Genomic DNA, 22,662 nt, shown 5'->3' with positions numbered 1-22,662 from the left:
GATACCCGACTACAAGCAGCGCCGGGAAATTTGCGCGTCGCCGAACCGAATGTGCGTCGGTTTTCCACACCCGGGCATTCAGTTCTGGTGTTACCGACCCCCGGTTGCGATCTTCAATTCATGAACGAATTGCCCAGGCTGATCCTGGCGCGTGAGCACATCCAGCATGGGCTCACGCCGAAAGAGCTGGCCGAGCGTTGCCGGTTGGGTGCGCTCGTTCGCGTGCGCCAAGGCGTCTACGTCGACGGAGAGGCGTGGAGGGCATTGCAGCCGTGGCAACAGTACCGGCTCCGCGTAGGCGCCGCCGCGGAGTCGTTCACGGCGCCCACAGTCTTTGCTCGGCATTCCGCCGCATCTGTGTGGGGCGTCCCGACCATTGGGCAGCGCCACCCCGTTCATGCGCTGACGCTTCAGAACGATGGCGGACGCTCGCGTGCTGGCGTCCTGCGGCACTATGCAGCGCCGGACCGGCTCAAGGTTTTCCGGCGCGAAGGGCTTCTGGTGACGGGGAGGGCGCGCACGGTGCTGGATCTCGCAGCTTTCACACCCTTTGCTCAAGCCATCGTTCCCTTGGACCATGTGCTCGGGCCAGATGCGGCACAGAGATTGCCCGCGCTCACCAAGGATGAGCTTCTTGCCGGGGTCGACGGCAATTACACTGCGGCGGCCGCGCGCCGGATCCGGGCTGCTGTGGACTTCGCGGATCCGCGGTCCGGGTCCCCGGGGGAATCCTACGGCCGCGCACTCATGTCCGTGGCCGGTTTCCAGCCACCGGAACTGCAGCACGAAGTCCGGGACGGCTCCGGCTTCGTGGCCTACACGGACTATTACTGGAGAGGTGCACGGCTGGTGGGAGAGTTCGACGGCGTCGAAAAATATCTGAACCTGAATATCTCCGAGGCCGGACCCCGTCGCAGGCTGTCGTGGACGAAAAGCAACGTGAAGACCGGATCCGGGCCACAGGGCTCCGCGTAGTCAGGTGGGTCTGGGCGGACCTCATGGAGGCCGGCCGGCTGGAACAGAAGCTGGCCGCGTCCGGTGCGCCCCGCCGTCGGGCCCGATCCGCGCGGTGGCCATGACGCTGCAGTTGGCCCGCGATGCGCAAATGCCCCGTCGCTACCGGAATTCCGGTAGCGACGGGGCATTTGCGCATCGTTAGGCGAATTGAGTGTCGGGTTACAACACCCGGCTCAGGAACTCCTTGGTGCGCGGGTGCTGGGGGTTGGCCAGGACCTCCCGCGGGTCGCCCGACTCCACGACGACGCCGCCGTCCATGAACGTCAGCCGGTCCCCGACCTCCCGGGCGAAACCGATCTCGTGGGTCACCACGATCATCGTCATGCCGGACTTGGCGAGGTCCTTCATCACGTTCAGGACATCGCCGACGAGTTCAGGATCGAGCGCGGACGTGGGCTCATCGAAGAGCATGAGCTCCGGCTCCATGGCCAGGGCCCGGGCAATCGCAACCCGCTGCTGCTGGCCGCCGGACAGCTGGGAGGGGTAGTGCCCGGCTCGGTCGCCGAGACCCACCCGGTCCAGCAGCTCTAGGGCCCGCTTCCGAGCCTCTGCCTTGGACTGTCCCTTGACCTGCATCGGGGCTTCCATGATGTTCTGCAGGGCCGTTTTGTGCGGGAACAGGTTGAAGCGCTGGAACACCATGCCGATCTCGCGGCGTTGCGCAGCGATTTCCTTGGTCTTCAGGTCGTGGAGCCGGCCCTTGACCTCGCGGTAGCCGATCAGCTCGCCGCCCACGGAAATGCGGCCGGCGCTGATGGTCTCCAGCAGATTCACGCAGCGGAGCATGGTGGACTTGCCCGAACCGGACGGGCCGATCACCACCGACACCTCGCCCTGTTTGACGGTCAGGTCGATGCCGCGCAGCACGTGGTGGTGGCCGTAGTACTTGTGCAGGCCCTCGATCTGAACCAGCGGTTTCTCAGTGGTGACGGTCATTTTGAGTCCTCCCCAGGGAAGTCCATTTTGAGGGCCGGCTCGGCGTCGGCACTTGGAACACCGGCTGCTGCGGCCTTGGCGGCAGCGGGGTTCACCATGGCGGGGGCACGGTTGTCCACGCCCTTGCCGTAGTACGCCTCAAGGAAGTGCTGGCCCACCATGAGAATGCTGGTGATGACGAGGTACCAGAAGGCTGCGACGATCAGGAGCGGAATGGGCAGGTAAATGCGGTTGGCCAAGGCGTTGGTCGCGAAGGTCAGGTCCAATGTGAACGGCACGGCCAGCACCAGGGAGGTGGTCTTCAGCATGCCGATGGTCTCGTTGCCGGTAGGCGGAACAATGACTCGCATGGCCTGCGGAAGGATGATCCGGCGCATGATCTTGCCCTTGGTCATACCCAGCGCCTCGGCAGCCTCACTCTGACCCTGATCCACGGACTTCAGGCCCGCCCGGAAAATCTCGGCGAGGTACGCGGATTCATTCAGACCCAAGCCAAGGATGGCCGGGATCAGGCCGCGCGTCGGGTCCGAGGTCACGTAGGTGATGAGGTCCGGGCCGAAGGGGATTCCCAAAGTGATCGTCGGATAGAGCACGGTGGCGAGTCCCCAGAAAAGCAGCTGGGTGTAGACAGGGGTGCCGCGGAAGAACCAAACCCAGGTCCAGCTGGACCAGCGGAAAACGGGATTGTCCGACTGCCGCATGAAGGCCAGCAGGATGGCCAGGATGATGGCCAGGACCATGGAGGCAAACGTCAGGACGAGCGTCCACATGACACCCTGGACCACCTTGGTGTCCAGAATGTAAGTGCCGACGACATCCCAGCGGAAGTTGGGATTCGTGAACAGGCTCTGCAGGAAGGCGACAAGGACGCCAACGATGATGATGGCGCTGATCCACCGGCCCGGGTGCCGCACCGGTACTGCATTATTCAGTACCGGTGCGGCCTGGCTGTCCATCTTTGCACCTGCTGTGTGCTCGGTTGAGGGGAGGCTCAAGACGTAGCCGCCGGGTTGACCGCAGACTTGGTGATGGCGCCGTCAGCGACGCCCCAGCCCTCAAGGATCTTCTTGTAGGAGCCGTCCTCCATCATCTTCGTGACGGTCTTCTGGATGACGTCGGCCAGGGCCTTGTCGGACTTCGCGACGGCAATGCCCTGGGGCGCGGCGTCGTAGACATCGCCGAGCTTCTCGATCTGGCCGTTGGTCTGGGTCAGCGCGTAGCCGATGATGGGGGAGTCGGCGGCCATCGCGTCGATGCTGCCGTTGACCAGGCGCGTGGTGATATCCGTCTGGTTCTTGAGCGTCACCACGTTGATGGGCTGCTTGCCCTCGGCGGTGCACTTCTTGTTGCGGCCCGAGACATCCGGATCTTCCTGGACCGTCCCGGTCTGGACGCCGACGGACTTGCCGCACAGGTCATCCAGCGAGACCTTCTTCGGGTTGCCCTTCTGAACAGCCCAGCCGGTGCCTGCGTTGAAATAGCTGACCATGTTCACAGCGGCCAGCCGCTCCGGGTTGATCGTGAAGGACGAGATGCCGAGGTCGTACTTCGGGCCCAGGGCCGGAAGGATGCCGGTGAATTCTGCGGTCTGGACCTGTGCCTTCAGCCCCAGCGTGGCAGCGATCGCCTTGGCGAGGTCGACGTCGTACCCCACGGGGGTCTGGCCGTCGGTGCCGAGGAATTCTGCGGGTGCGTAGGAAGTGTCCGAGCCGACGGTCAGCGTGCCTTTGGATTTGATCGCCTCAGGCACCATGGCCGCCAGCGCATCGTCCTTCTTGACGGTGCTGGGGTCAAAGCTGGCTGCGGCACTGCCGGACGCGGAAGCCGCGCCGGTGGTGCCGGTCTCGGAGGCGTTCGTGCAGGCTGACAAGGCCAGGGCGCTAACGGCGAGGAGTGTGGCGGTCTTCAGCGCGGGGTGGCTCAGGAACGAACGGGAGATCTGCATTTTCTTACCTTTTGTTGCCGGAGGGATGGTAACGAGGCCGGTTATAGTGTAGCGCCGAACAGGAGATGTACGTCACAGAAAACTAAGTTTCACTATTGGATAACTAAATCAGACCCGATTGCAATGCCGCCAGCGCCCGTTCCGTCTGTGATCCCGGATTCACCCTGGGGGCTGCTGCCGACGGCGGCGTGCAAGCCAGCTTTCCGGTTCAAAAAGGCTAGCTGCTGATGCCCAGCGCCTCCAGCATCGGGCGGAACTTCGCCCACGTCTCGGCGAGCTCGGTCTCGGGCACGGAGCCGTCCACCACGCCGCAGCCCGCGTAAAGCCGGACGCTCTGCGGCGACTCGATGACGGCGCCCCGCAGCGCGATGCCCCACTCGCCGTTGCCGGCCGCGTCGAGCCAGCCGACCGGCCCGGCGTACGGGCCGCGGTCCAGATGCTCCAGCTTGCGGATCAAGGCGCCCGCGACCGAGGTGGGAGTGCCGCAGACGGCGGCGGTCGGGTGCAGTGCATTGATCAGGGCCAGGCACGTGGGGACATGGCCTTCCACTTCGGCCAGCTCGGCCTTCACATCCGACGCCAGGTGCCACACATTGGGCAGCTCCAGGATGAACGGCTCGCTGTGCGCGTTCATGGCCTCGGAAAAGGGGGCCAGCTGCGTGGTCAGGGACTGGATCGCGATGTCGTGTTCGTGGCGCTGCTTCTCGGAACCGGCCAGCACGCGTTCGGCGAATTCCAGCGGAGAACCGGCCAGGCCCTCGGCGTCGCGGCGGTCCAGGGTGCCGGCCAGGACGCGGGCCTGGGCGGTCCGGCCCTCCACCTGGATCAGCATCTCCGGTGTGGCCCCCACCAGCCCGTCCACGCCGTACGTCCAGCATTCGCGGTACCGTGCGGACAGTTCCCGCAGCACCTGCGCTGCATTGACGCCCGTGGGCACGGTGGCCACGATGTCCCGCGCCAACACCAGCTTCTCCAGCGCTCCCGCCCGGATCTCGTCCACCCCGGCGGCGACGGCGGCCATCCAGCCTTCCTCGCTCAGCGAGCCGGTGTGCAGCGTTGCCTCTGCCGCCAGCGGCAGGCCACGGGCGACGGCGGCCCCGGCCTCCGCGGCTCCCGGCGCCGGAGGGTCCACGACGGCGGCGCCGGCCACGGCACCTTCGCTTATCGCACTGCCGCCGCCGGCGCCGCCGGCCTCGCCACTGACGCTGCCAAGCCAGCGCTCCAGCGCGGCGCGGGCCCCGACGGCGGTGAGCTCGCCGTCGTCGAACGTCAACTGGGTCAGCCACGCCTGGCCGTCACGGAGCCCGACGACGATTTCGGGGACCAGCAGGCGGGACTCGTGGTCGGATGCTTTGGAGAACGCGAAGGAGCCGAAGGCAACCGGGCCGGTGCCGGGGCAGTCCACAGCATCCTCGATGTCCGCCTCCAGGACCAGGTGGCGCCACCAGATGTCCGCTTCCAGGAACCTTTCGGGGCCCGTGGCGGTGAACCGGGCAATCTCACCGAAGCCCACGAGCCCGGCCTCGCGCCGCGTCCAGCAGAGGACATCGTCCCGGACGAGAAACGACGGCAGGCCCCCGGGGAAAGTTTCGGCATCGAGGGCTACTGTCAAGGTGCGGAACGTGCTCGTCATGATGGCACAACACTACTACTGCGTTTCGCCGCCGGGTTTCAGGGCCGGGCGGTGACAATCTGCGCGCAGAGTCCCTGCTCAGGGCGTGGTTCGTAGGCGCCCCGATCATTTGAGACAATTACATGGTGAACCGAGCATCCTTGGATAAGCGTCCGGACGAAGTAGCCACGATGTTTGATGACGTGGCGCCCAAATACGACGTCGTCAACGATGTCCTGTCGATGGGGCAGACGCGCCGCTGGCGCCGGGTTGTCGTCGACGCCGTGGGGGTGTCGACCGGCCAGCGCGTGCTGGACCTCGCCGCCGGCACCGGCACGTCCAGCGAACCGTACGCGGACGCCGGCATCAACGTCGTTGCATGTGATTTCTCCCTAGGCATGCTCAAGGTCGGCAAACGCCGCCGCCCGGACATCGATTTCATCGCCGGGGATGCCACGCGCCTGCCGTTCGCGGACGACACTTTCGACGCCAGCACCATCTCCTTCGGCCTGCGCAACGTCAACGAGCCGAAGAAGGCCCTGGCCGAGATGCTGCGGGTCACCAAGCCCGGCGGCCGGCTGGTCATCGCGGAGTTCTCCCAGCCCGTGGTGCCGCTCTGGCGCACCATGTACACCGAGTACCTCATGCGGGCTCTGCCGGCCATCGCCGTCAAGGTCTCCTCAAACCCGGACGCCTACGTCTACCTTGCCGAATCCATCCGTGCGTGGCCGGACCAGGACCACCTGGCCGCGTGGCTGCAGGAAGCCGGCTGGGAATCCGTCACCTATCGGAACCTCAGCGGCGGCATCGTCGCCGTGCACCGCGCCCAGAAGCCGCTCTCCGGCGCCGCGGCTGACCCTGCCGCGGGCGCGCCCACCGGGCCCGTGGCCAAACTGCGCCGCAACATCGTCCGGCCCGGGCGTTAGCCGATACCCGTTGTGAATGTACTGATTGTCGGGGCGGGCCCGGCCGGATCCACCGCCGCCTACTACCTTGCCAAAGCCGGTATTGACGTCACGGTGCTGGAGAAGACCAGCTTTCCGCGCGAGAAGGTCTGCGGCGACGGGCTGACGCCGCGCGCGGTCCGCGAGATCCAGAAGCTCGGACTGCCGCATCCCGAAACCGAGGGCTGGCGGCGGAACAAGGGCCTGCGCCTGATCGCCGGTGGCCGCACGATCGAACTGCCCTGGCCCGAGGTCTCCGACTTCCCGCAGTACGGGCTCATCCGGACCCGCCTCGGCTTCGACGAGCAACTGGCCCGGCACGCCGAGGCGGCGGGCGCCGTCGTGCTCGAGCGCCACAGCGTCAGCGAAGCCCTGCGGGCCGAGGACGGCCGCGTCACCGGCGTCCGCGCCGCACTGCTGGACGACGCCGGGCGGAAGACGGGCGAAACGCGCGACTTCACTGCCGACGTCGTCCTCGCCGCGGACGGCAACTCGACCCGCACCGCCGTCTCCCTGGGCATCCGGAAACGCGACGACCGCCCGCTCGGCGTGGCCGTGCGGACCTACTTCACCTCGCCGCGGCACGACGACGACTGGATGGAAGGCTGGCTCGAACTTCCCGGCCAGGACGGCAAGCTCCTCCCCGGCTACGGCTGGGTGTTCGGCGTCGGCGACGGCACCTCCAACGTGGGCCTGGGCATCCTGAACTCCTCGAAGGAGTTCGGCAAGCTGGACTACAAGCAGGTGCTGCGTGAGTGGACCGCCGGCATGCCCGCCGAATGGGGCTTCACCCCGGAGAACCAGGTGGGCGAGATCCGCGGCGCCGCGCTGCCCATGGGCTTCAACCGCACGCCGCACTACTCTCCCGGTCTGCTCCTGCTCGGCGACGCCGGCGGCATGGTGTCACCGTTCAACGGCGAGGGCATCTCCTACGCAATGGAGTCCGCCCGCTTCGCCGCCGAATTCATCGCCGACACCGCCGCCCGGTCCGCCTCGGCAGGCTGGGGTTCCGGGACGGCGGCCGCCAGGGCCGCCGACGCGCACCTCGCGCGGTATGCCGGCTACGTGCAGCAGCAATGGGGCTCCCACTTCACGCTCGGCCGGGCATTCGCCGCCCTGATCGGCAAACCCGCCGTGATGAAACTGGCATTGCGCACGGGCATGCCCATCCCCGTGCTCATGCGGTTCGTGGTCCGGATGCTGGCCAACCTCACCGATCCGGCCGCCAACGGCTTTGAGGACAGAGTCATCCGCGTCCTGGAATCCCTGGTCCCCGCCACCTCCAACCAGACCAACCCCGCCGCGGGCAGCGCTTCGCACACCGGCACCAACTCCGCGGTTTCCGCGACTAAAGTTAGGGTTAACCCGTGACCAACTCTGCAGACCAAAGCTGGGAGCACGCCGGACACGGCCTGCCGAGCTCTGAACCCGACCTTAACACCACGGCGATCGCCACCGGACTCCAGTTGCCGACAGGCTTCACAGCCATTGCGGGGGACCCCGATCTCGGCCCCGCGATCACCACCAACCTGGCCCGGGTCGAAAAGAAGCTGCGCGAAGCCATTGCCAACTCCGATCCGCTGGCCGACGCAACGTCGCGTCACCTCGTGGAAGCCGGCGGCAAGCGGATCCGCCCGCTGCTGACCCTGCTGTGCGCCCACCTCGGCGACGCATCCCTGCCCGCCGTGGTGCAGGCCGCCGTCGTCGTGGAACTCACGCACCTCGCCACGCTCTACCACGACGACGTCATGGACTCCGCGCCGTTCCGCCGCGGCGCGCCCACGGCCCACGAAGTGTGGGGCAACTCCGTCGCCGTCCTGACCGGCGACCTCATCTTTGCGCGCGCTTCAATCCTGGTCTCGGAGCTCGGCTCCCGTGCCCTGGGCATCCAGGCGCGGACCTTCGAACGGCTCTGCCTCGGCCAGCTCCACGAGACGGTGGGGCCGCGGCCGGACGAGGACCCGCTGGCGCACTACCTCTCCGTCATCGCGGACAAGACGGGCTCGCTCGTGGCGGCCTCCGGGCAGCTTGGCGCCATCTTCTCCGGCGCCGACGAGGCCTACGAGGCCCTGCTGGTGGAGTACGGCGAAAAGGTGGGTGTTGCCTTCCAGCTCGCCGACGACGTCATCGACGTCACCGGGATCAAGGTCAAGTCCGGCAAGTCCCCGGGTACCGACCTGCGCGAAGGCGTCCCCACACTGCCCGTGCTGCTGCTGCGCAAGGCCGCCCGCGACGGTGACCAGTCCGCCGTGGAACTCCTGACGCTGGTCGACGGCGACCTCAGCTCGGACGAGGCGCTGGCGGCCGCCGTGGCCGGGCTGCGGGAACACCCCGTCACCGCCCAGTCATGGGTGGTGGCACGCACCTGGGCCGACGAGGCCATTGCCGCCTTGGCGCCGCTGCCCGAAGGCGTCGTGAAGGCCTCGCTGACCAGCTTCGCGCACGCCGTGGTGGACCGCAGCAGCTAGGCTTCCGCCGCCGCTGGTTTACGGCATCCCGCCGGTTTCCGGTGCCGGCCCACCCGCCTGCTGGCCCCCCGGCTTAAACGGAATGGCCCCGGTTCCTCACAACGTTCGAGTCTTCCGTTGTGCCGAACCGGGGCCATTTCTCCGTTCGCATCAGATCCACCGGAGGCATTTGGTGAACCCAAGAAAGAGACTATGACAGATTTGTCATGTTGTCCAGCACTTTTTGTAAATTGGTTGTCACGGGGTTTTCTGAACCGGAGCGGCGCCCTCTGGAAGCCCTGTAACCCCTGTGGGACCCTACTCGGCCGGTCCGCCGTCGTGTCAGTGTAAGAGCGCGCCTCGGTCGGCCTGGCCGCGGCCGCCGGGGGCAACTTTGGGTCCCTGCGGGCTCTGACCCGGCTGGTCAACCGGCGTGTCCGCGTCAAAGTGCCCTGGTTGTGTCGAGGTTGTCCGGTCCGTAGTTCTCCACATAGCCCATCCGTGGTGGGCCGGGCTGCCCCGCGGCAGAGCAAATTGGCGGAATGAACATTGCCAGTTATCTTGCCTCGCGGGGAGGAACAGCCACCGCTGCTGACCTTAGACTCGCTGGACTGAGCCGCCACCGGATATCCGCAGCCGTGGCGGACGGCACCATTGTGCGGATCCGCCGCGGTCAATACGGACTGCCGCTGGATCCCAGCGCGTACCGGGCCGCGTGCGAGGTGACGGGTCTGCTGACTTGTCTGTCGGCCGCTCCGGACTACGCGTTGTGGACGCTGATGCCGGCGCAAAGCCTGCATCTATCTGTTGGCCATCGGACGCCGCCGCCCGGCTCCATAGCGCATGGCCGTTGCCGGCATCCTCGGCACCCGTGGTTGCCTGTGGCCGGCCTCGCCGATGTCCTGATTCACGCACTCCACTGTCTTCCCGAGTTGGAATCCCTGGTCATGGTTCAATGTGCCGTAGGGCGTGGAGACATCAGTCTGGATTTCCTGCGCGGCAAACTCGATGGCAACCGAAACGGCCGGGCCAGAGCGGTGCTGGACCTGGTCATTCCCCGGGCGGATTCGCTGCTGGAAGTTCTGGCAAACACCGCCTTTTGCCGGGCCGGGCTGCATGTCCGGCGACATGTGGAGATCCCCGGAGTCGGCGAGGTGGACTTCCTCATTGAGGACTTCCTCGTGGTGGAGACAGACGGCGAATCGCATCTGGCGCCGCAGCAGGTGAAGAAAGACCGGGGGCGGAACAACGCAAGCGTCGTCGCAGGATACCTGGTTCTCAGATTCGGCTACGACCTCGTCGTCCACCACCCCGAACGGATGCTTGCGCAGGTCTTGGCGGTCTTGGAGCTGTGGCGTGGGGGTGGCTTCCACCCGTGAAGAGCCGTCGTGGCCGTCGTCGGCGCCCCGTGCGACTTCCAGCAGTGACGACCGGGGGGCGGGCCGCCGTCGGGGGCTACTTTGAGGCCTCAGTGGGGGTTTCCCGGCTGTGTGGCGGCGTGTCCGGCGCCAAAGTGCCCCCGCACCGCCGATTTCCCAAGGTACTGGCGGCTTGGAGGTCACACAGTGTTTGTGGCCCCGGGGCCCAACCGGCAGCTGCCCTAGTCTTCGTCCTCGTCGTTGAAGGCCCACTCGAACATGTCGAAGACGAATTCGGAAAAGGTCCCTTCCTCGCTCTTCCACTGGGCGCGGGCGTTGTTGCGGCGGTACACGATCGGATCCGGGACGCTGAGATCGCCCACGCGGAATCCCCAGGTGAACTGTTCTTCCTCGTCCTCGAGGAACATCAGGAAGCCCTCGTCATCAACTTCCAGCTCTTCGGGGTCCCAGAAGTAGTGGTAGGCCTCCATGAGGTCCTCGCAGCCGCCGATCGCGAGGTAGAACTCGCGCAGGACCAGCGGGATCTGGAACTGGTGCTCGGCCAGAGCGGTGTCGAGTTCATCGGCTGCGAGGCCATCCTCTTCCTGCCATTCGTCTTCGAGATACTTCGGGACAAGCGCGCGGAATTTCTCGAGGAACATGTCAGTCATGGTCTTATCCTAGCCAAACTTCAGCTGCCGTTTTCCGCCGTATCCAAGCCCAGCCGGTGCCAGCCGCGCACTGCCAGCGGAAGGTGCCAGCGGAACCGCCAGGCCGTGATCCGGAAGGCGAACACGACGGCGGCGACGGCGCAGGCCGTGACCCCGGTGAAGGCGCCCGTCAGGGACAGGACCACGGTCGCAGTGGCCCCGGCGAACGCCGGAACGGCGTACAGATCCCGCGGGTCGAAAAGCTGCGGCACCTCGTTGGCCGTGATGTCCCGGAGCAGGCCGCCGCCCACCGCCGTCGTGACACCCAGCAGCACGGCAGACACAGGATTCATCCCCGCCGACAGGGCCTTCAGGGTTCCAGTGATGCAGAACAGGGCCAGGCCGCCGGCGTCGAAGAGGACCAGGAGCGAGGTGAAGCGCTGGACGCTGGAGAAGAGGAAGTACACCAGCACCACGGCAAGGACGGGAGGGGCCAGGTAAGCCGGGTTGGTGAAGGCGGCGGGCGGCCCGGTGTTCAGGATGATGTCGCGGATGACGCCGCCGCCCAGGCTTACCACCGAGGCCAGGAGCAGCGAGCCGATCAGGTCGAACTGTTTCCGCGCCGCGAGCAGCGATCCGGAGACCGCGAAGAAGAAGACTCCGGCGAGTTCGAGCCAGACCAGGACAAAGCTGAAGGAGAAGGTCATGAAGCGTCCCGGTCGATAGCAAGAGGGCGGATAGGGCGGCTCCAAGGTTACGCTAGCCGCTATGAATAGCCCCATCCTGATCGCCTGCGCCCACGGCACGTCCAGCCCCCAGGGAGCCGCGGAGGTCAATGCCCTGCGGGACGGAATCGCCGCCCTCCGGCCGGGGCTGCACGTCGGCGAGGCCTACGTCGACGTGCAGGAACCGGACCTGCCGGCCGTCGTGGCAGGGCTTCCGGCGGGGGAGGCCGCCGTGGTGGTTCCGTTGCTGCTGAGCGTCGGGTACCACGTCAAGGTGGACATTGCCCGGGCCGTGAAGAGCCGGCCGGGCACCCGGGCCGCGGCGCCGCTGGGTCCGGACCCCCGGCTCGCCGCCCTGCTGGATCAGCGCCTGCGCGAGGCCGGTGTGACAGACAACGACGCCGTCATCCTCGCCGCCGCCGGCTCCTCCGACCCCAATGCGTCGCGGAACGTCGAGGAACTCGCCGACCAGCTGCGGGCGCTGCGGTCCAACCGGATCGTGGCCGCCTACGGCGCTTCCGCCAAACCCTCGGTCCCGGAGGCCGTCGCCATGCTCCGCGAAGAGGCCGCTGGCGGGGCCGGCGCCGGGGAGTCCGCCGGTGCGGTGGACCTAGGCGGCCGCGTGGTCATCGCCTCCTACCTGCTGGCCCACGGCTTCTTCCACGACCAGCTCGGCAAGGCAGGCGCGGACCTCGTGACCGAGCCCTTGCTGCCGTCCCCTGTGCTCGCCGAGATCGCGCTGGAACGCTATGACGCTGCCCTCGCGGCGGCCTCCCGACCCGGCGCGTAGCGAGCCCGGCGGATGCACCGGCGGATGCACAGCGGCCGGGCTTGTTCAAGGCTTTACGGCGGTTCGTGACGAAATATTTCCCTAGGTGACCTCCCGTTTCTGACCCTTTGTGACGGCATTACGGGCCGCCCTACAGTCGATGCATGACTGATACAGCTCTAGCCGGAGCGTCCACGGACCAGGCTGCACCCGGCCGTACCAAGCGCCCCACCTCACGTCCCGCCGCAAAGCCGCACGGGCAGTGGAAAGTGGACGGCACTGAGCCGCTGAACGCCAACGAGACCTGGAAACAGGAAGACAACGGCCTCAATGTCCGTGAGCGTATCGAGTCCGTCTACGCCAAGCACGGCTTCGACTCCATCGACGGCACGGACCTGCACGGCCGCTTCCGCTGGTGGGGCCTGTACACCCAGCGCAAACCCGGGATCGACGGCGGCAAGACCGCCACGCTGGAGCCGCACGAACTCGAAGACAAGTACTTCATGCTCCGCGTCCGGATCGACGGCGGCGCCCTCACCACCGAGCAGCTGCGCGTCATCGGCCAGATCTCCGTGGACTTCGCCCGCGAGTCCGCCGACCTCACCGACCGCCAGAACATCCAGCTGCACTGGATCCGGGTCGAGGACGTGCCGGAAATCTGGCGCCGGCTGGAGGCCGTGGGACTGTCCACCACCGAGGCCTGCGGCGACGTCCCGCGCGTGATCCTCGGCTCCCCGGTGGCAGGCATCGCCAAGGACGAGATCATCGACCCCACGCCGCTGATCCAGGAACTCTCGGAACGCTTCATCGGCGACCCGGAGCTGGCCAACCTGCCCCGGAAATACAAGACCGCCATCACCGGGCACCCCAGCCAGGACGTGGTCCACGAAATCAACGACTTCGGCCTGGTAGGCATGGTCCACCCCGAACTCGGCGCCGGCTACGACCTCTGGGTCGGCGGGGCGCTCTCCACCAATCCCATGCTGGCCAAGCGGCTCGGCGCGTTCGTCAAGCCCGAGGAGGCCGCGGAGGTCTGGCTCGGCGTGACCAGCATCTTCCGCGACTACGGCTACCGCCGCATGCGCACCAAGGCGCGCCTGAAGTTCCTGTTGGCCGACTGGGGGCCGGAGAAGTTCCGCCAGATCCTGGAGGACGAATACCTCGGCTTCAAGCTTTCCGACGGCCCGGCGGCGCCCAAGCCGTCCACGCCCGGCGACCACGTCGGCGTGCACGAGCAGAAGGACGGCAAGTTCTTCATCGGCGCCACCCCGCTGGCCGGCCGCCTCTCCGGCAGCCAGCTCGTCAAGCTCGCCGACACCCTTGAGGCCCGCGGCTCCCGGCGCCTGCGCACCACCCCGCACCAGAAGATCGTGGTCCTCGACGTGGCCAAGGACGAGGTTGAACCGCTCGTGGCCGAGCTCGATGCCCTGGGCCTGTCCGCCCGTCCCTCCGTGTTCCGGCGCGGCACCATCGCCTGCACCGGCATCGAGTTCTGCAAGCTCGCGATCGTCGAAACCAAGGTCACCGCGGCCACCGCGGTTGCCGAGCTGGAGCGCCGTCTCGCCGACCTCGCCGAGAGCAAGCAGCTGCCGCAGGCGCTGTCCCTGCACATCAACGGCTGCCCCAACTCCTGCGCGCGGATCCAGACGGCCGACATCGGCCTCAAGGGCATGATGCTTCCGACGCCCGACGGCGACCCGACGCCCGGCTTCCAGGTCCACCTCGGCGGCGGGCTCGCGTCCTCGGACCGTGAAGAGGCCGGCCTGGGACGCACAGTCCGCGGCCTGAAGGTGTACGTCGCGGACCTTCCGGACTACGTCGAACGCGTGGTGCGGAGGTTCGTGGCGGACCGGGTCGAGGGCCAGACCTTCGCCGAATGGGCCCACGCAGCCGACGAGGAGGCACTGCAGTGAGCGGGGTTCAGGCATCGCCTGCCACCGGCCCCGCCCTCCGCTCACACGACGAGCTCAAGGCGCTGGCCGAGTCCGGCGCCGCCGAGCTCGGCTGGGATGCCCCGGCCCGCGATGTGATCGCCTGGGTGGCCCGCAACTTCGAGCTGCCCGCCGTCGCCGTCGCCTGCTCCATGGCCGACGCCGTCCTGCCGGCGCTCGTCGCGGACCAGCTTCCCGGCGTCGACGTTCTCTTCCTGGAGACCGGCTACCACTTCCCGGAAACCTACGCGACCCGCGACGAGGTCGCGGCGAACCTGCGCGTCAACGTCGTGGACGTGCTGCCGGAGAACACGGTGGAGCAGCAGGACCGGCTCCTGGGCAAGGACCTCTTCGCCCGCGACGCCGCCCAGTGCTGCGCCCTGCGCAAGGTGGCGCCCCTGCGCCGCACCCTCGCCGGCTACGAGCTCTGGTTCACCGGAGTCCGCCGCGACGAGGCGCCTACCCGCACCAACACCCCGCTGATCATCTGGGACGAGGCCAACGGCCTGGTCAAGGTGAACCCCGTGGCGGCCTGGAGCTTCGACCAGCTGGTGCAGTACTCCGATGACAACCTCCTTCCCGTCAACCCGTTGCTGGCACAGGGCTACCCGTCCATTGGCTGCCAGCCCTGCACCCGCAAGGTGGCGCCCGGCGACGATCCCCGCGCCGGCCGCTGGGCAGGAACCGACAAGACAGAATGCGGACTACACGTATGAGCACTCAAATCACCACCGAGGACCTGGAGCTGTCTGTGCTGGAAACTGACGCGGCTGAGACGCCAACCTCCACCGCCCGGCTGTCGTCTTTGGACACCCTCGAGTCCGAGGCCATCCACATCATCCGCGAGGTCGTTGCCGAGTTCGAGAAGCCCGCGCTGCTGTTTTCCGGCGGCAAGGACTCCGTGGTCATGCTCCACCTGGCCACCAAGGCCTTCTGGCCGGGCAAGGTGCCCTTCCCGGTGCTGCACGTCGACACCGGCCACAACTTCCCCGAAGTCATCGACTTCCGTGACCGCACCGTGGAGCGGCTGGGCCTCAAGCTCGTCGTAGGCTCCGTCCAGGAGTTCATCGATTCCGGTGAGCTGGCCGAGCGTGCCGACGGCACCCGCAACCCGCTGCAGACTGTCCCGCTGCTGGACGCGATCCAGCGCAACAAGTTCGACGCCGTCTTCGGCGGCGGCCGCCGCGACGAGGACAAGGCGCGGGCCAAGGAGCGGATCCTGAGCCTGCGGGACGAGTTCGGCCAGTGGGACCCCCGCAACCAGCGCCCGGAGCTGTGGAACCTGTACAACGGCCGGCACACCGTGGGCCAGCACGTCCGCGCGTTCCCGATCAGCAACTGGACCGAGCTGGACGTCTGGCGCTACATCGAGCGTGAAAACATTGAGCTGCCGGGCCTGTATTACGCCCACGACCGCGAAGTCTTCGCCCGCGACGGCATGTGGCGCGCGGTCGGCGAGGTCTCCCAGCCGCGCGAGCACGAGGAAGTCCTCACCAAGACGGTCCGCTACCGGACCGTGGGGGACATGTCCTGCACCGGCGCCGTGGAATCGGCCGCCGCCACCGTGCGCGACGTCGTCGTTGAAGTTGCCGCCTCCACCATCACCGAACGTGGCGCCACCCGGGCCGATGACCGGATCTCCGAGGCCGCCATGGAAGACCGCAAGAAGGACGGCTATTTCTGATGACTACCGACATTGACACCGCCCGCGCCGCGGCGCTCCTGGACGAGGCCCCGCTGGCGTCCGCTTCCCTGTTCCGTTTCGCCACCGCCGGCTCCGTCGATGACGGCAAGTCCACCCTGGTGGGCCGGCTCCTGCACGACTCGAAGGCGATCCTCGCCGACCAGCTCGACGCCGTCGCCCGCACCTCTGCGGACCGCGGCTTCGGCGGCGAAGGAGCCACCGGGACAAGGGCGATTGACCTCGCCCTGCTGACCGACGGCCTGCGTGCCGAGCGCGAGCAGGGCATCACCATCGACGTCGCGTACCGCTACTTCGCCACGGACCGCCGCAGCTTCATCCTCGCGGACTGCCCCGGCCACGTGCAGTACACCAAGAACACGGTGACCGGCGCGTCCACCGCGGACGCCGTCGTCGTGCTCATCGACGCCCGCAAGGGTGTCCTGGAGCAGACCCGCCGGCACCTGTCCGTGCTGCAGCTGCTGCGCGTGGCCCACGTGATCGTGGCCGTGAACAAGATCGACCTCGTGGACTTCAGCGAGGACGTGTTCCGCCGGATCGAGGCGGACGTCCATCAGGTCGGCCGCGAACTCGGACTGGGCCGTGAAGAATCAAATACAGGCGGGGTGGCCGATCTTTTCGTCATCCCCGTTTCCGCGCTCGACGGCGACAACGTCGTGGACCGCTCGGAGCGGACCCCGTGGTACGAGGGCCCGGCGCTGCTGGAAGTCCTCGAGACCCTGCCGGCCGCCGACGAACTCGAAAGCCATCTGGAAAGCTTCCGCTTCCCGGTCCAGCTGGTCATCCGGCCGCAGGGCGCCCTGGCTCCCGACGCCATCGACGGCGGCCTCGATCCCGAGGCGTACCGGGACTACCGCGCCTACGCCGGCCAGATCACCGAAGGCTCCGTGAAACTCGGTGACCAGGTCAGCATCCTGACACCGGGCCAGTCCCCGCGCACCACCACCGTCACCGGGATCGACTTCGCCGGCCGCGAGCTCGCCGAGGCCGCCGCCCCGCAGTCCGTGGCGCTGCGCCTGGCAGATGAGTTCGACGTCGCCCGCGGTGACACCATCGCGGCCGTGGGCACCGTCCGCGAGGCCTCCGCCGACCTCTACGCCGCCCTCTGCTGGCTGTCCCCGAAGCCGCTCCGGGAGGGCGCCAAGGTGCTGGTCAAGCACGGCACCCGCACGGTCCAGGCCCTGGTCCGGAATGTGACGGGCAAGTTGGACCTCGCCAGCTTTGGCCTGGAGCCGACTACGTCCCTGGAGTTGAACGACATCGGGCACGCGCAGCTGCGGCTCGCCGCCGCGCTGCCGCTGGAGAACTACCTGCACCACCGCCGCACCGGGGCGTTCCTCGTGATCGACCCGCTGGACGGCAACACCCTCGCCGCCGGCCTGGTCAAGGACCACCCCGGCGACCATGAGGACGAGCGCTACTCGATCTAGGCTCACGGGCGCCCAGACGCAGCCTGTTTCCCGGCCCGACGCGAAGTGCGGGGCCGGGAGGCAGGCTGCCGTCTTTTGCAGCCGAATATGACGCTGCGTGAACCCCCGTGACCCCGGGTTTCCGGACCATTGAACCGCGTTCGTGACACTCCCTATGGTGAATTCATGACTTCATCGGAACGGTTCTTAAGCCGCCCCCTCAGGTATCTCCCGGGGCGATGTCGCCGGCGTTGACGCATCCGCCCGGCCCTTCCGAACACATCCCCAGAACAGGACTTCTCCCATGTCACGCACCCCCGAAAACCCCGCGCCCGGTTCGCAGCCGGAACCGCGGGCCGGCACCACGCGGATCGTCGCCGGCCAGAACACCAAGCCCAAGCGCAAGCGCACCCTTGAAATCGCCCTGATCGCGGGGCTGGTGCTCCTGATCGGCGCCGGCGCGGCCGTGGCCTCGACGCTGTCCCGCGGTCCGGAGGCCGCCCCGGCAGTGGCCGCCGCGAACACCAGCCCGGCCACCGAACTCAAGCTCGGCTACTTCGGCAACATCACCCACGCCCCGGCCCTGGTCGGCGTCAGCAAGGGCCTCATCGCCAAGGACCTCGGCGCAACCAAGCTCACCACGCAGACCTTCAACGCAGGCCCGGCCGCGATCGAGGCCCTCAACGCCGGCGCCATTGACGCCACCTACATCGGACCCAACCCGGCCATCAACTCCTACGTCAAGAGCAACGGCCAATCCATCAGCATCATCGCTGGCGCAGCATCCGGCGGTGCCCAGCTGGTGGTCAGGCCCGGTATCAACTCCGCCGCCGACCTCAAGGGCAAGACGCTCGCATCCCCGCAGCTCGGCGGCACCCAGGACGTCGCGCTCCGGGCCTGGCTGGGCAAGCAGGGCTTCAAGACCTCCACCGACGGCAGCGGCGACGTCGCGATCAACCCGACCGAGAACGCCCAGACCCTCAAACTGTTCCAGGACGGCAAGCTCGACGGCGCATGGCTGCCGGAGCCCTGGGCCTCCCGCCTGGTGCTCCAGGCCGGCGCGAAGGTTCTGGTCGACGAAAAGGACCTGTGGGAGAAGGGCGAATTCATCACCACCGTCCTCATCGTCAACAAGAAGTTCGCGGCCGAACACCCCGCCACCGTGCAGGCGCTGCTCAAGGGCCATGTGGAATCTGTCAACTGGCTCAATGCGGCGCCCGCCGCCGAGAAGGCCACGGTCCTCAATGACGCACTCAAGGCAGCCGCCGGCAAGGCGTTGCCGGCCGACGTCATCGACCGGTCCCTGAAGAACATCGTCTTCACCACCGACCCGCTCGCCGGGACGTACAAGAAGCTGCTTCAGGACGGCGTCGACGCTGGCACCACCAAGCAGGCCGACATCAACGGCATCTTCGACCTCACGGCGCTCAACAGTGTCCTGGGCGAGAGTTCTGCAGGCAAGAAGGTCTCCGCCGAAGGGCTTGGCAAGGACTAGTTTCCTGGCCACCAGCCATCCGCCACAACAGTTCCGCCACAACAGTAAGGACCTGACCATGCCAGTCGTACTGGAAAACCTGGGCAAGCGCTTCGGCGCTGGCGCCCCGGTGCTGGACGACGTCAACGCCACCATCGGGCAGGGCGAGTTCGTTGCCCTCCTCGGTGCCTCCGGCTGCGGCAAGTCCACTCTGCTCAACATTATGGCGGGGCTGGAGGCACCGACGTCGGGCGCCCTGGAGGTGCCCAGCGACGGCGCAGCCTTCATGTTCCAGGACGCCGCACTGTTTCCCTGGCTGACCGCGCGGGAGAACATCGAGCTGGCCCTGAAGCTGCGCGGCGTCGGGAAGGCTGAGCGCCGGGTCCGGGCGGGGGAGCTGCTGGACCTGGTGCACCTGGGCGGGGCGGGCGACAAACGCCCGCACGAGCTTTCCGGCGGGATGCGCCAGCGCGTGTCCCTGGCCCGTTCCTTGGCCCAGGACCGGCAGCTGCTCCTGATGGACGAGCCCTTCGCGGCGCTGGACGCGATTACCCGCGACCTGCTCCACGACGAGCTCGAACGCATCTGGAAGGAAACCGGCCGCACCATCGTCTTCGTCACGCACAACGTCCGTGAGGCCGTCCGGCTTGGCCAGCGCGTGCTGCTGCTCTCCTCCCGGCCCGGCCGGGTGGTACAGGAATGGCACGTCACCGAAGAGCACCGCACCGACGCCAGCCTCGCCGGTGAACTGACCGGGGTCATCACGGCCCGGCTACGCGAGGAGATCCGCCGCCATGCCAAGTAACCAACTCCCCGTGGTGGAAGCACCGGCCGAGGCCCGCAAAGTGCACGCGGCCCTGACCCGGTCTTCCACCGGCTCGGCCGACTTGCGCGAACTGGAGTCCGGGCTCGATTCCCTGCAGTCCGACGCCGGGCGCAAGGCCGGCATTGACTGGAGCCGGATCCTTTTACCCGTCGCGGCCCTGGCCGTGCTGGTGGTGGCGTGGCAGCTCTACGTATCTCTTGGTTTCAAGCGCCGGGACGTGGTGCCCGGACCGCTGGACGTCCTCGGCCAGGTCGGAACCCTATGGGGTGAGGGCAAGCTGCAGGAGGCCGTCTGGACCTCGCTGCAGCGCGGAGTTGTCGGCTTCCTCATCAGCGTGGTGGTCGCGACGCCGGTGGGGCTCCTGCTGGCGCAGGTGGCACCGCTCCGGCGTGCCTTCGGGCCGCTGATCTCCGGGCTGCAGGTGCTGCCGTCCGTGGCGTGGGTGCCCGCGGCCATCCTGTGGTTCGGGATCACCGATGCCACCGTGTATTTCGTGGTGTTCATGGGTGCCATCCCGTCGATCATCAACGGACTGATCTCCGGCGTGGACCAGATTCCGCCGCAGTACCGCAGCGTCGGCAAGGTCTTGGGCGCGTCCCGGTTCCAGCTGGCCCTGCAAATCGTCCTGCCGGCCGCCCTGCCCGGCTACCTCGGCGGCCTGAAGCAGGGGTGGGCTTTCTCCTGGCGGTCCCTCATGGCCGCGGAAATCATCGCCGTGGGCGGGACCATTGGTTTCGGCCTCGGCTCCCTGCTGGACCAGGGCCGGGTCCTGTCCGACATGACCATCGTGATGTGCGCCATCCTGCTGATCCTCGCCGTGGGCATCCTGATCGAGCTGCTCGTCTTCGCCCCGGTCGAAAAGCGGCTGCTCCGCCGCCGGGGCCTCCTCGCCGGCAGCACCCGGTAAAGCACCTCGGCAATACCAAACAAAAAGAATGCCCGACGGCGATGTTCGCCGTCGGGCTTTCTGCTGTCCGCCGGCGGACCCTTGTACCGCCGAGACCGCGTGCCTAGACTCACGACAAGGCCGGCGTCCGGCCCCATCCCAAAACTGTTCAGGAGGTAGCCGTGGCGGCAAAATATGGAGTGCTGGCACTGGTCGAAGCCAAACTGGGGAAGGAGCAAGAGGTCTGGGATTTCCTCAACGGGGCCCGTGAGGTCGTCCTGAAAGAACCGGGGACCCGGACCTGGTATGCCTTCAGGGTCAACGATTACACCTTCGGCATCTTCGACACTTTTGACACCGAGGAAGACCGGCAGGCGCACCTCAACGGGGCCATCCCCGCGGCCCTCGGTGAACACGGACCCACCCTGCTGTCCAAGGACCCGGACATCAGACTGATCGAACTCATCGCGGTGAAATAGCCGCAGTGTCGCTCCGCTGGGTCCGGAGCGGGGGCACATTGACACGGACACGCCGGGGTTTCCGCCCGAACTGGCTAATCCGGCCGTCAAAGTGCCCCCGGACCGTCGCCCGGGTCCTCGGTGTGCCACCCGCGTGCCGCTGGGGCCCACAGGGACGCCCAATTATGTGACGCGGCATTACCTTGCGTGAACTGGTGTTTCCGTACCGTTGTTCCGTAATGTGACGGCGCCCTATCGTCGATGCATGGCAATTCAGGACATTTACCCCACGGCGCTGCGCCTCCTCGGCCGTCCCGTGCTGGTGGTCGGCGGCGGCCCGGTGGCCGCGCGCCGCGCCAAGGGCCTGCTCGACGCCGGCGCCCGCGTCACCGTCGTGGCGCCCGATGCCTCACCCGCCATGGCCGAACTCGCCGGCGCCGGGCTCCTCAGCTGGGAGCCCCGCCCGTACCGTGCGTCCGACGTCGGCGGCGTCTGGTTCGTCCAGACCGCCACCGGCGACCCCGCCGTGGACGCGCAGGTCGCCGCCGACGCCGAGGCGCAGCGCATCTGGTGCGTCAACGCCTCCGACCACGAAGCCTCCGCCGCCTGGACCCCCGCCGTCGCCGTCGTCGACGACGTCAAGATCGCCGTCAACGCCGGGGGAGACCCGCGCCGCGCCATGGCCCTGCGCGACGCCGTCGCCACCGCCCTGGACGCCGGAGACCTCCCGCTGCGCCGGCGCCGGGCTTCCACCGGCACCGTGGCACTTGTCGGCGGCGGGCCAGGCGACACCGGGCTGATCACCGTCCGCGGCCGCCGGCTCCTGGGCCAGGCCGACGTCGTGGTCGCAGACCGCCTCGGCCCGCGCGAACTGCTGAACGAACTCGCCCCGGACGTCCGTGTCATCGAGGTCGGCAAGACCCCCGGCCACCACCCGGTCCCGCAGTCCGAGATCAACCGCATCCTGGTCGACGAAGCCCGCCAGGGGCACCGCGTGGTCCGGCTCAAGGGCGGCGACCCGTATGTCCTGGGCCGCGGCGGCGAGGAAGCCGAGTTCTGCCGGCAAAACGGCGTCGACGTTGAAGTGGTCCCCGGCGTGACCTCCGCGATCTCCGTTCCGGCCGCGGCCGGCATCCCCGTCACCCACCGCGGACTGGCCAAGGGCTTCAGCGTGGTCACCGGCCACGAAGAGCTCTCCGAGGTCCCGGCGCGCGCCGACCACACCGTGATCCTGCTCATGGGCGTGGGCCAGCTCCGCGATTCCGCGGCTTCCCTGGCGCAGGCCGGTTTGCCAGCGGGCACGCCGGTTGGCATCGTAGAGAATGGATACCTGCCCGACCAGCGGGTGACCATCGGGACGCTCGGGACCATCGCGGACCAGGCGGAGGCCGTCGGCGTCGCGAACCCCGCCGTGATCGTGATCGGCGACGTGGTCCGCGTCAGCCCGTTTGCGCCGTCGCACTTCAAGACCGCGGACTACAGCACCACCGCCCCGAACAAACCCCGAGTACTGACCGCCTAAAACCCGTCGATTGCTCCATAGCCGCCCTTATCAAGCATCAAAAGGGCAGCT

Annotated in this window: 20 protein-coding genes and 1 pseudogene; 15 read left to right on the top strand and 6 right to left on the bottom strand. The window is 67.7% G+C overall.

Going from position 1 to position 22,662, the window contains the following annotated elements:
- Nucleotides 1-30: 30 nt before the first annotated feature.
- Nucleotides 31-975 carry a hypothetical protein gene (locus ACFVVK_RS06925; RefSeq protein WP_390265281.1) on the top strand — a complete coding sequence of 315 codons (945 nt, stop codon included), beginning with the start codon at nt 31-33 and terminating at the stop codon, nt 973-975.
- A gap of 201 nt (nt 976-1,176) precedes the next feature.
- On the opposite strand, the gene ACFVVK_RS06920 is transcribed toward ACFVVK_RS06925, so the two are convergent.
- The 4 genes from ACFVVK_RS06920 to ACFVVK_RS06905 form a co-directional block, all read right to left on the bottom strand.
- Entirely contained in the window at nt 1,177-1,953 is a 777-nt protein-coding gene (locus ACFVVK_RS06920) for an amino acid ABC transporter ATP-binding protein (protein WP_390265280.1), read from the bottom strand.
- Nucleotides 1,950-2,909: an amino acid ABC transporter permease gene (locus ACFVVK_RS06915; protein ID WP_390265277.1), complete on the bottom strand. Its 960-nt coding sequence runs from the start codon at nt 2,907-2,909 to the stop codon at nt 1,950-1,952. Before ACFVVK_RS06915 ends, ACFVVK_RS06920 begins: the two co-directional genes overlap by 4 nt.
- A gap of 35 nt (nt 2,910-2,944) precedes the next feature.
- A complete protein-coding gene (locus tag ACFVVK_RS06910) occupies nt 2,945-3,898 on the bottom strand; it encodes an ABC transporter substrate-binding protein (RefSeq protein WP_390265274.1) in 954 nt (317 codons plus the stop codon).
- Between the two features lie 217 nt (nt 3,899-4,115).
- Nucleotides 4,116-5,531 (bottom strand): isochorismate synthase MenF, encoded by a 1,416-nt coding sequence (locus ACFVVK_RS06905; RefSeq protein ID WP_390265272.1) that lies wholly within the window; start codon nt 5,529-5,531, stop codon nt 4,116-4,118.
- A 125-nt stretch (nt 5,532-5,656) separates the two neighbouring features.
- Between ACFVVK_RS06905 and ACFVVK_RS06900 the strand changes: the two genes are divergently transcribed.
- From ACFVVK_RS06900 to ACFVVK_RS06885, 4 genes are all read left to right on the top strand, one after another.
- Nucleotides 5,657-6,436: a demethylmenaquinone methyltransferase gene (locus ACFVVK_RS06900; RefSeq protein ID WP_390265617.1), complete on the top strand. Its 780-nt coding sequence runs from the start codon at nt 5,657-5,659 to the stop codon at nt 6,434-6,436.
- A 12-nt stretch (nt 6,437-6,448) separates the two neighbouring features.
- A complete protein-coding gene (locus ACFVVK_RS06895; RefSeq protein WP_390265269.1) occupies nt 6,449-7,825 on the top strand; it encodes a geranylgeranyl reductase family protein in 1,377 nt (458 codons plus the stop codon).
- The gene (locus tag ACFVVK_RS06890; RefSeq protein ID WP_390265266.1) at nt 7,822-8,922 is read left to right on the top strand and encodes a polyprenyl synthetase family protein; all 1,101 of its coding nucleotides are present in this window, start codon (nt 7,822-7,824) and stop codon (nt 8,920-8,922) included. Before ACFVVK_RS06895 ends, ACFVVK_RS06890 begins: the two co-directional genes overlap by 4 nt.
- Nucleotides 8,923-9,443: 521 nt before the next feature.
- Entirely contained in the window at nt 9,444-10,280 is an 837-nt protein-coding gene (locus ACFVVK_RS06885; RefSeq protein ID WP_390265263.1) for a type IV toxin-antitoxin system AbiEi family antitoxin domain-containing protein, read from the top strand.
- A gap of 221 nt (nt 10,281-10,501) precedes the next feature.
- On the opposite strand, the gene ACFVVK_RS06880 is transcribed toward ACFVVK_RS06885, so the two are convergent.
- Both ACFVVK_RS06880 and ACFVVK_RS06875 read right to left on the bottom strand, forming a co-directional pair.
- The gene (locus ACFVVK_RS06880) at nt 10,502-10,930 is read right to left on the bottom strand and encodes a hypothetical protein (protein WP_390265260.1); all 429 of its coding nucleotides are present in this window, start codon (nt 10,928-10,930) and stop codon (nt 10,502-10,504) included.
- A 20-nt stretch (nt 10,931-10,950) separates the two neighbouring features.
- Nucleotides 10,951-11,616 (bottom strand): trimeric intracellular cation channel family protein, encoded by a 666-nt coding sequence (locus ACFVVK_RS06875; protein ID WP_390265257.1) that lies wholly within the window; start codon nt 11,614-11,616, stop codon nt 10,951-10,953.
- 61 nt (nt 11,617-11,677) lie between these two features.
- Between ACFVVK_RS06875 and ACFVVK_RS06870 the strand changes: the two are divergent.
- The 10 genes and pseudogenes from ACFVVK_RS06870 (at nt 11,678) to cobA (ending at nt 22,611) form a co-directional block, all read left to right on the top strand.
- Nucleotides 11,678-12,513 (top strand): annotated as a pseudogene (locus ACFVVK_RS06870) (sirohydrochlorin chelatase).
- A gap of 54 nt (nt 12,514-12,567) precedes the next feature.
- Nucleotides 12,568-14,316 carry a nitrite/sulfite reductase gene (locus ACFVVK_RS06865; protein ID WP_390265254.1) on the top strand — a complete coding sequence of 583 codons (1,749 nt, stop codon included), beginning with the start codon at nt 12,568-12,570 and terminating at the stop codon, nt 14,314-14,316.
- The gene (locus ACFVVK_RS06860) at nt 14,280-15,050 is read left to right on the top strand and encodes a phosphoadenylyl-sulfate reductase (RefSeq protein ID WP_390265251.1); all 771 of its coding nucleotides are present in this window, start codon (nt 14,280-14,282) and stop codon (nt 15,048-15,050) included. Before ACFVVK_RS06865 ends, ACFVVK_RS06860 begins: the two co-directional genes overlap by 37 nt.
- Entirely contained in the window at nt 15,047-16,018 is a 972-nt protein-coding gene (cysD, locus tag ACFVVK_RS06855; protein ID WP_390265248.1) for a sulfate adenylyltransferase subunit CysD, read from the top strand. Before ACFVVK_RS06860 ends, cysD begins: the two co-directional genes overlap by 4 nt.
- Complete coding sequence (locus tag ACFVVK_RS06850) at nt 16,018-17,466, top strand: sulfate adenylyltransferase subunit 1 (protein WP_390265246.1); 1,449 nt, start codon at nt 16,018-16,020, stop codon at nt 17,464-17,466. The genes cysD and ACFVVK_RS06850 overlap by 1 nt, the downstream gene beginning before the upstream one ends.
- Before the next feature lie 283 nt (nt 17,467-17,749).
- Complete coding sequence (locus ACFVVK_RS06845) at nt 17,750-18,940, top strand: ABC transporter substrate-binding protein (RefSeq protein ID WP_390265243.1); 1,191 nt, start codon at nt 17,750-17,752, stop codon at nt 18,938-18,940.
- Nucleotides 18,941-18,998: 58 nt separating this feature from the next.
- The gene (locus ACFVVK_RS06840; RefSeq protein ID WP_390265240.1) at nt 18,999-19,724 is read left to right on the top strand and encodes an ABC transporter ATP-binding protein; all 726 of its coding nucleotides are present in this window, start codon (nt 18,999-19,001) and stop codon (nt 19,722-19,724) included.
- Nucleotides 19,714-20,652, top strand: coding sequence for an ABC transporter permease (locus ACFVVK_RS06835; protein ID WP_390265236.1), 939 nt, complete (start codon nt 19,714-19,716; stop codon nt 20,650-20,652). The genes ACFVVK_RS06840 and ACFVVK_RS06835 overlap by 11 nt, the downstream gene beginning before the upstream one ends.
- A gap of 161 nt (nt 20,653-20,813) precedes the next feature.
- Nucleotides 20,814-21,110: a putative quinol monooxygenase gene (locus ACFVVK_RS06830; RefSeq protein WP_390265233.1), complete on the top strand. Its 297-nt coding sequence runs from the start codon at nt 20,814-20,816 to the stop codon at nt 21,108-21,110.
- Nucleotides 21,111-21,354: 244 nt separating this feature from the next.
- Nucleotides 21,355-22,611, top strand: coding sequence for a uroporphyrinogen-III C-methyltransferase (cobA, locus tag ACFVVK_RS06825; protein WP_390265230.1), 1,257 nt, complete (start codon nt 21,355-21,357; stop codon nt 22,609-22,611).
- Nucleotides 22,612-22,662 lie beyond the last annotated feature (51 nt).

Source organism: Arthrobacter sp. NPDC058192, from assembly GCF_042883665.1.
Taxonomy (GTDB): domain Bacteria; phylum Actinomycetota; class Actinomycetes; order Actinomycetales; family Micrococcaceae; genus Arthrobacter.
Note: the sequence above shows the minus strand (reverse complement) of the source record. Positions and strands in the feature narration are given on the sequence as shown.

What these genes read in the sequence shown, in the direction of transcription:
- ACFVVK_RS06920 (WP_390265280.1), bottom strand. Translation starts at nt 1,953, where the DNA reads ATGACCGTCACCACTGAGAAACCGCTGGTTCAGATCGAGGGCCTGCAC.
- ACFVVK_RS06915 (WP_390265277.1), bottom strand. Translation starts at nt 2,909, where the DNA reads ATGGACAGCCAGGCCGCACCGGTACTGAATAATGCAGTACCGGTGCGG.
- ACFVVK_RS06910 (WP_390265274.1), bottom strand. Translation starts at nt 3,898, where the DNA reads ATGCAGATCTCCCGTTCGTTCCTGAGCCACCCCGCGCTGAAGACCGCC.
- ACFVVK_RS06905 (WP_390265272.1), bottom strand. Translation starts at nt 5,531, where the DNA reads ATGACGAGCACGTTCCGCACCTTGACAGTAGCCCTCGATGCCGAAACT.
- ACFVVK_RS06885 (WP_390265263.1), top strand. Translation starts at nt 9,444, where the DNA reads ATGAACATTGCCAGTTATCTTGCCTCGCGGGGAGGAACAGCCACCGCT.
- ACFVVK_RS06880 (WP_390265260.1), bottom strand. Translation starts at nt 10,930, where the DNA reads ATGACTGACATGTTCCTCGAGAAATTCCGCGCGCTTGTCCCGAAGTAT.
- ACFVVK_RS06875 (WP_390265257.1), bottom strand. Translation starts at nt 11,616, where the DNA reads ATGACCTTCTCCTTCAGCTTTGTCCTGGTCTGGCTCGAACTCGCCGGA.
- ACFVVK_RS06865 (WP_390265254.1), top strand. Translation starts at nt 12,568, where the DNA reads ATGACTGATACAGCTCTAGCCGGAGCGTCCACGGACCAGGCTGCACCC.
- ACFVVK_RS06860 (WP_390265251.1), top strand. Translation starts at nt 14,280, where the DNA reads ATGGGCCCACGCAGCCGACGAGGAGGCACTGCAGTGAGCGGGGTTCAG.
- cysD (WP_390265248.1), top strand. Translation starts at nt 15,047, where the DNA reads ATGAGCACTCAAATCACCACCGAGGACCTGGAGCTGTCTGTGCTGGAA.
- ACFVVK_RS06850 (WP_390265246.1), top strand. Translation starts at nt 16,018, where the DNA reads ATGACTACCGACATTGACACCGCCCGCGCCGCGGCGCTCCTGGACGAG.
- ACFVVK_RS06845 (WP_390265243.1), top strand. Translation starts at nt 17,750, where the DNA reads ATGTCACGCACCCCCGAAAACCCCGCGCCCGGTTCGCAGCCGGAACCG.
- ACFVVK_RS06840 (WP_390265240.1), top strand. Translation starts at nt 18,999, where the DNA reads ATGCCAGTCGTACTGGAAAACCTGGGCAAGCGCTTCGGCGCTGGCGCC.
- ACFVVK_RS06835 (WP_390265236.1), top strand. Translation starts at nt 19,714, where the DNA reads ATGCCAAGTAACCAACTCCCCGTGGTGGAAGCACCGGCCGAGGCCCGC.
- cobA (WP_390265230.1), top strand. Translation starts at nt 21,355, where the DNA reads ATGGCAATTCAGGACATTTACCCCACGGCGCTGCGCCTCCTCGGCCGT.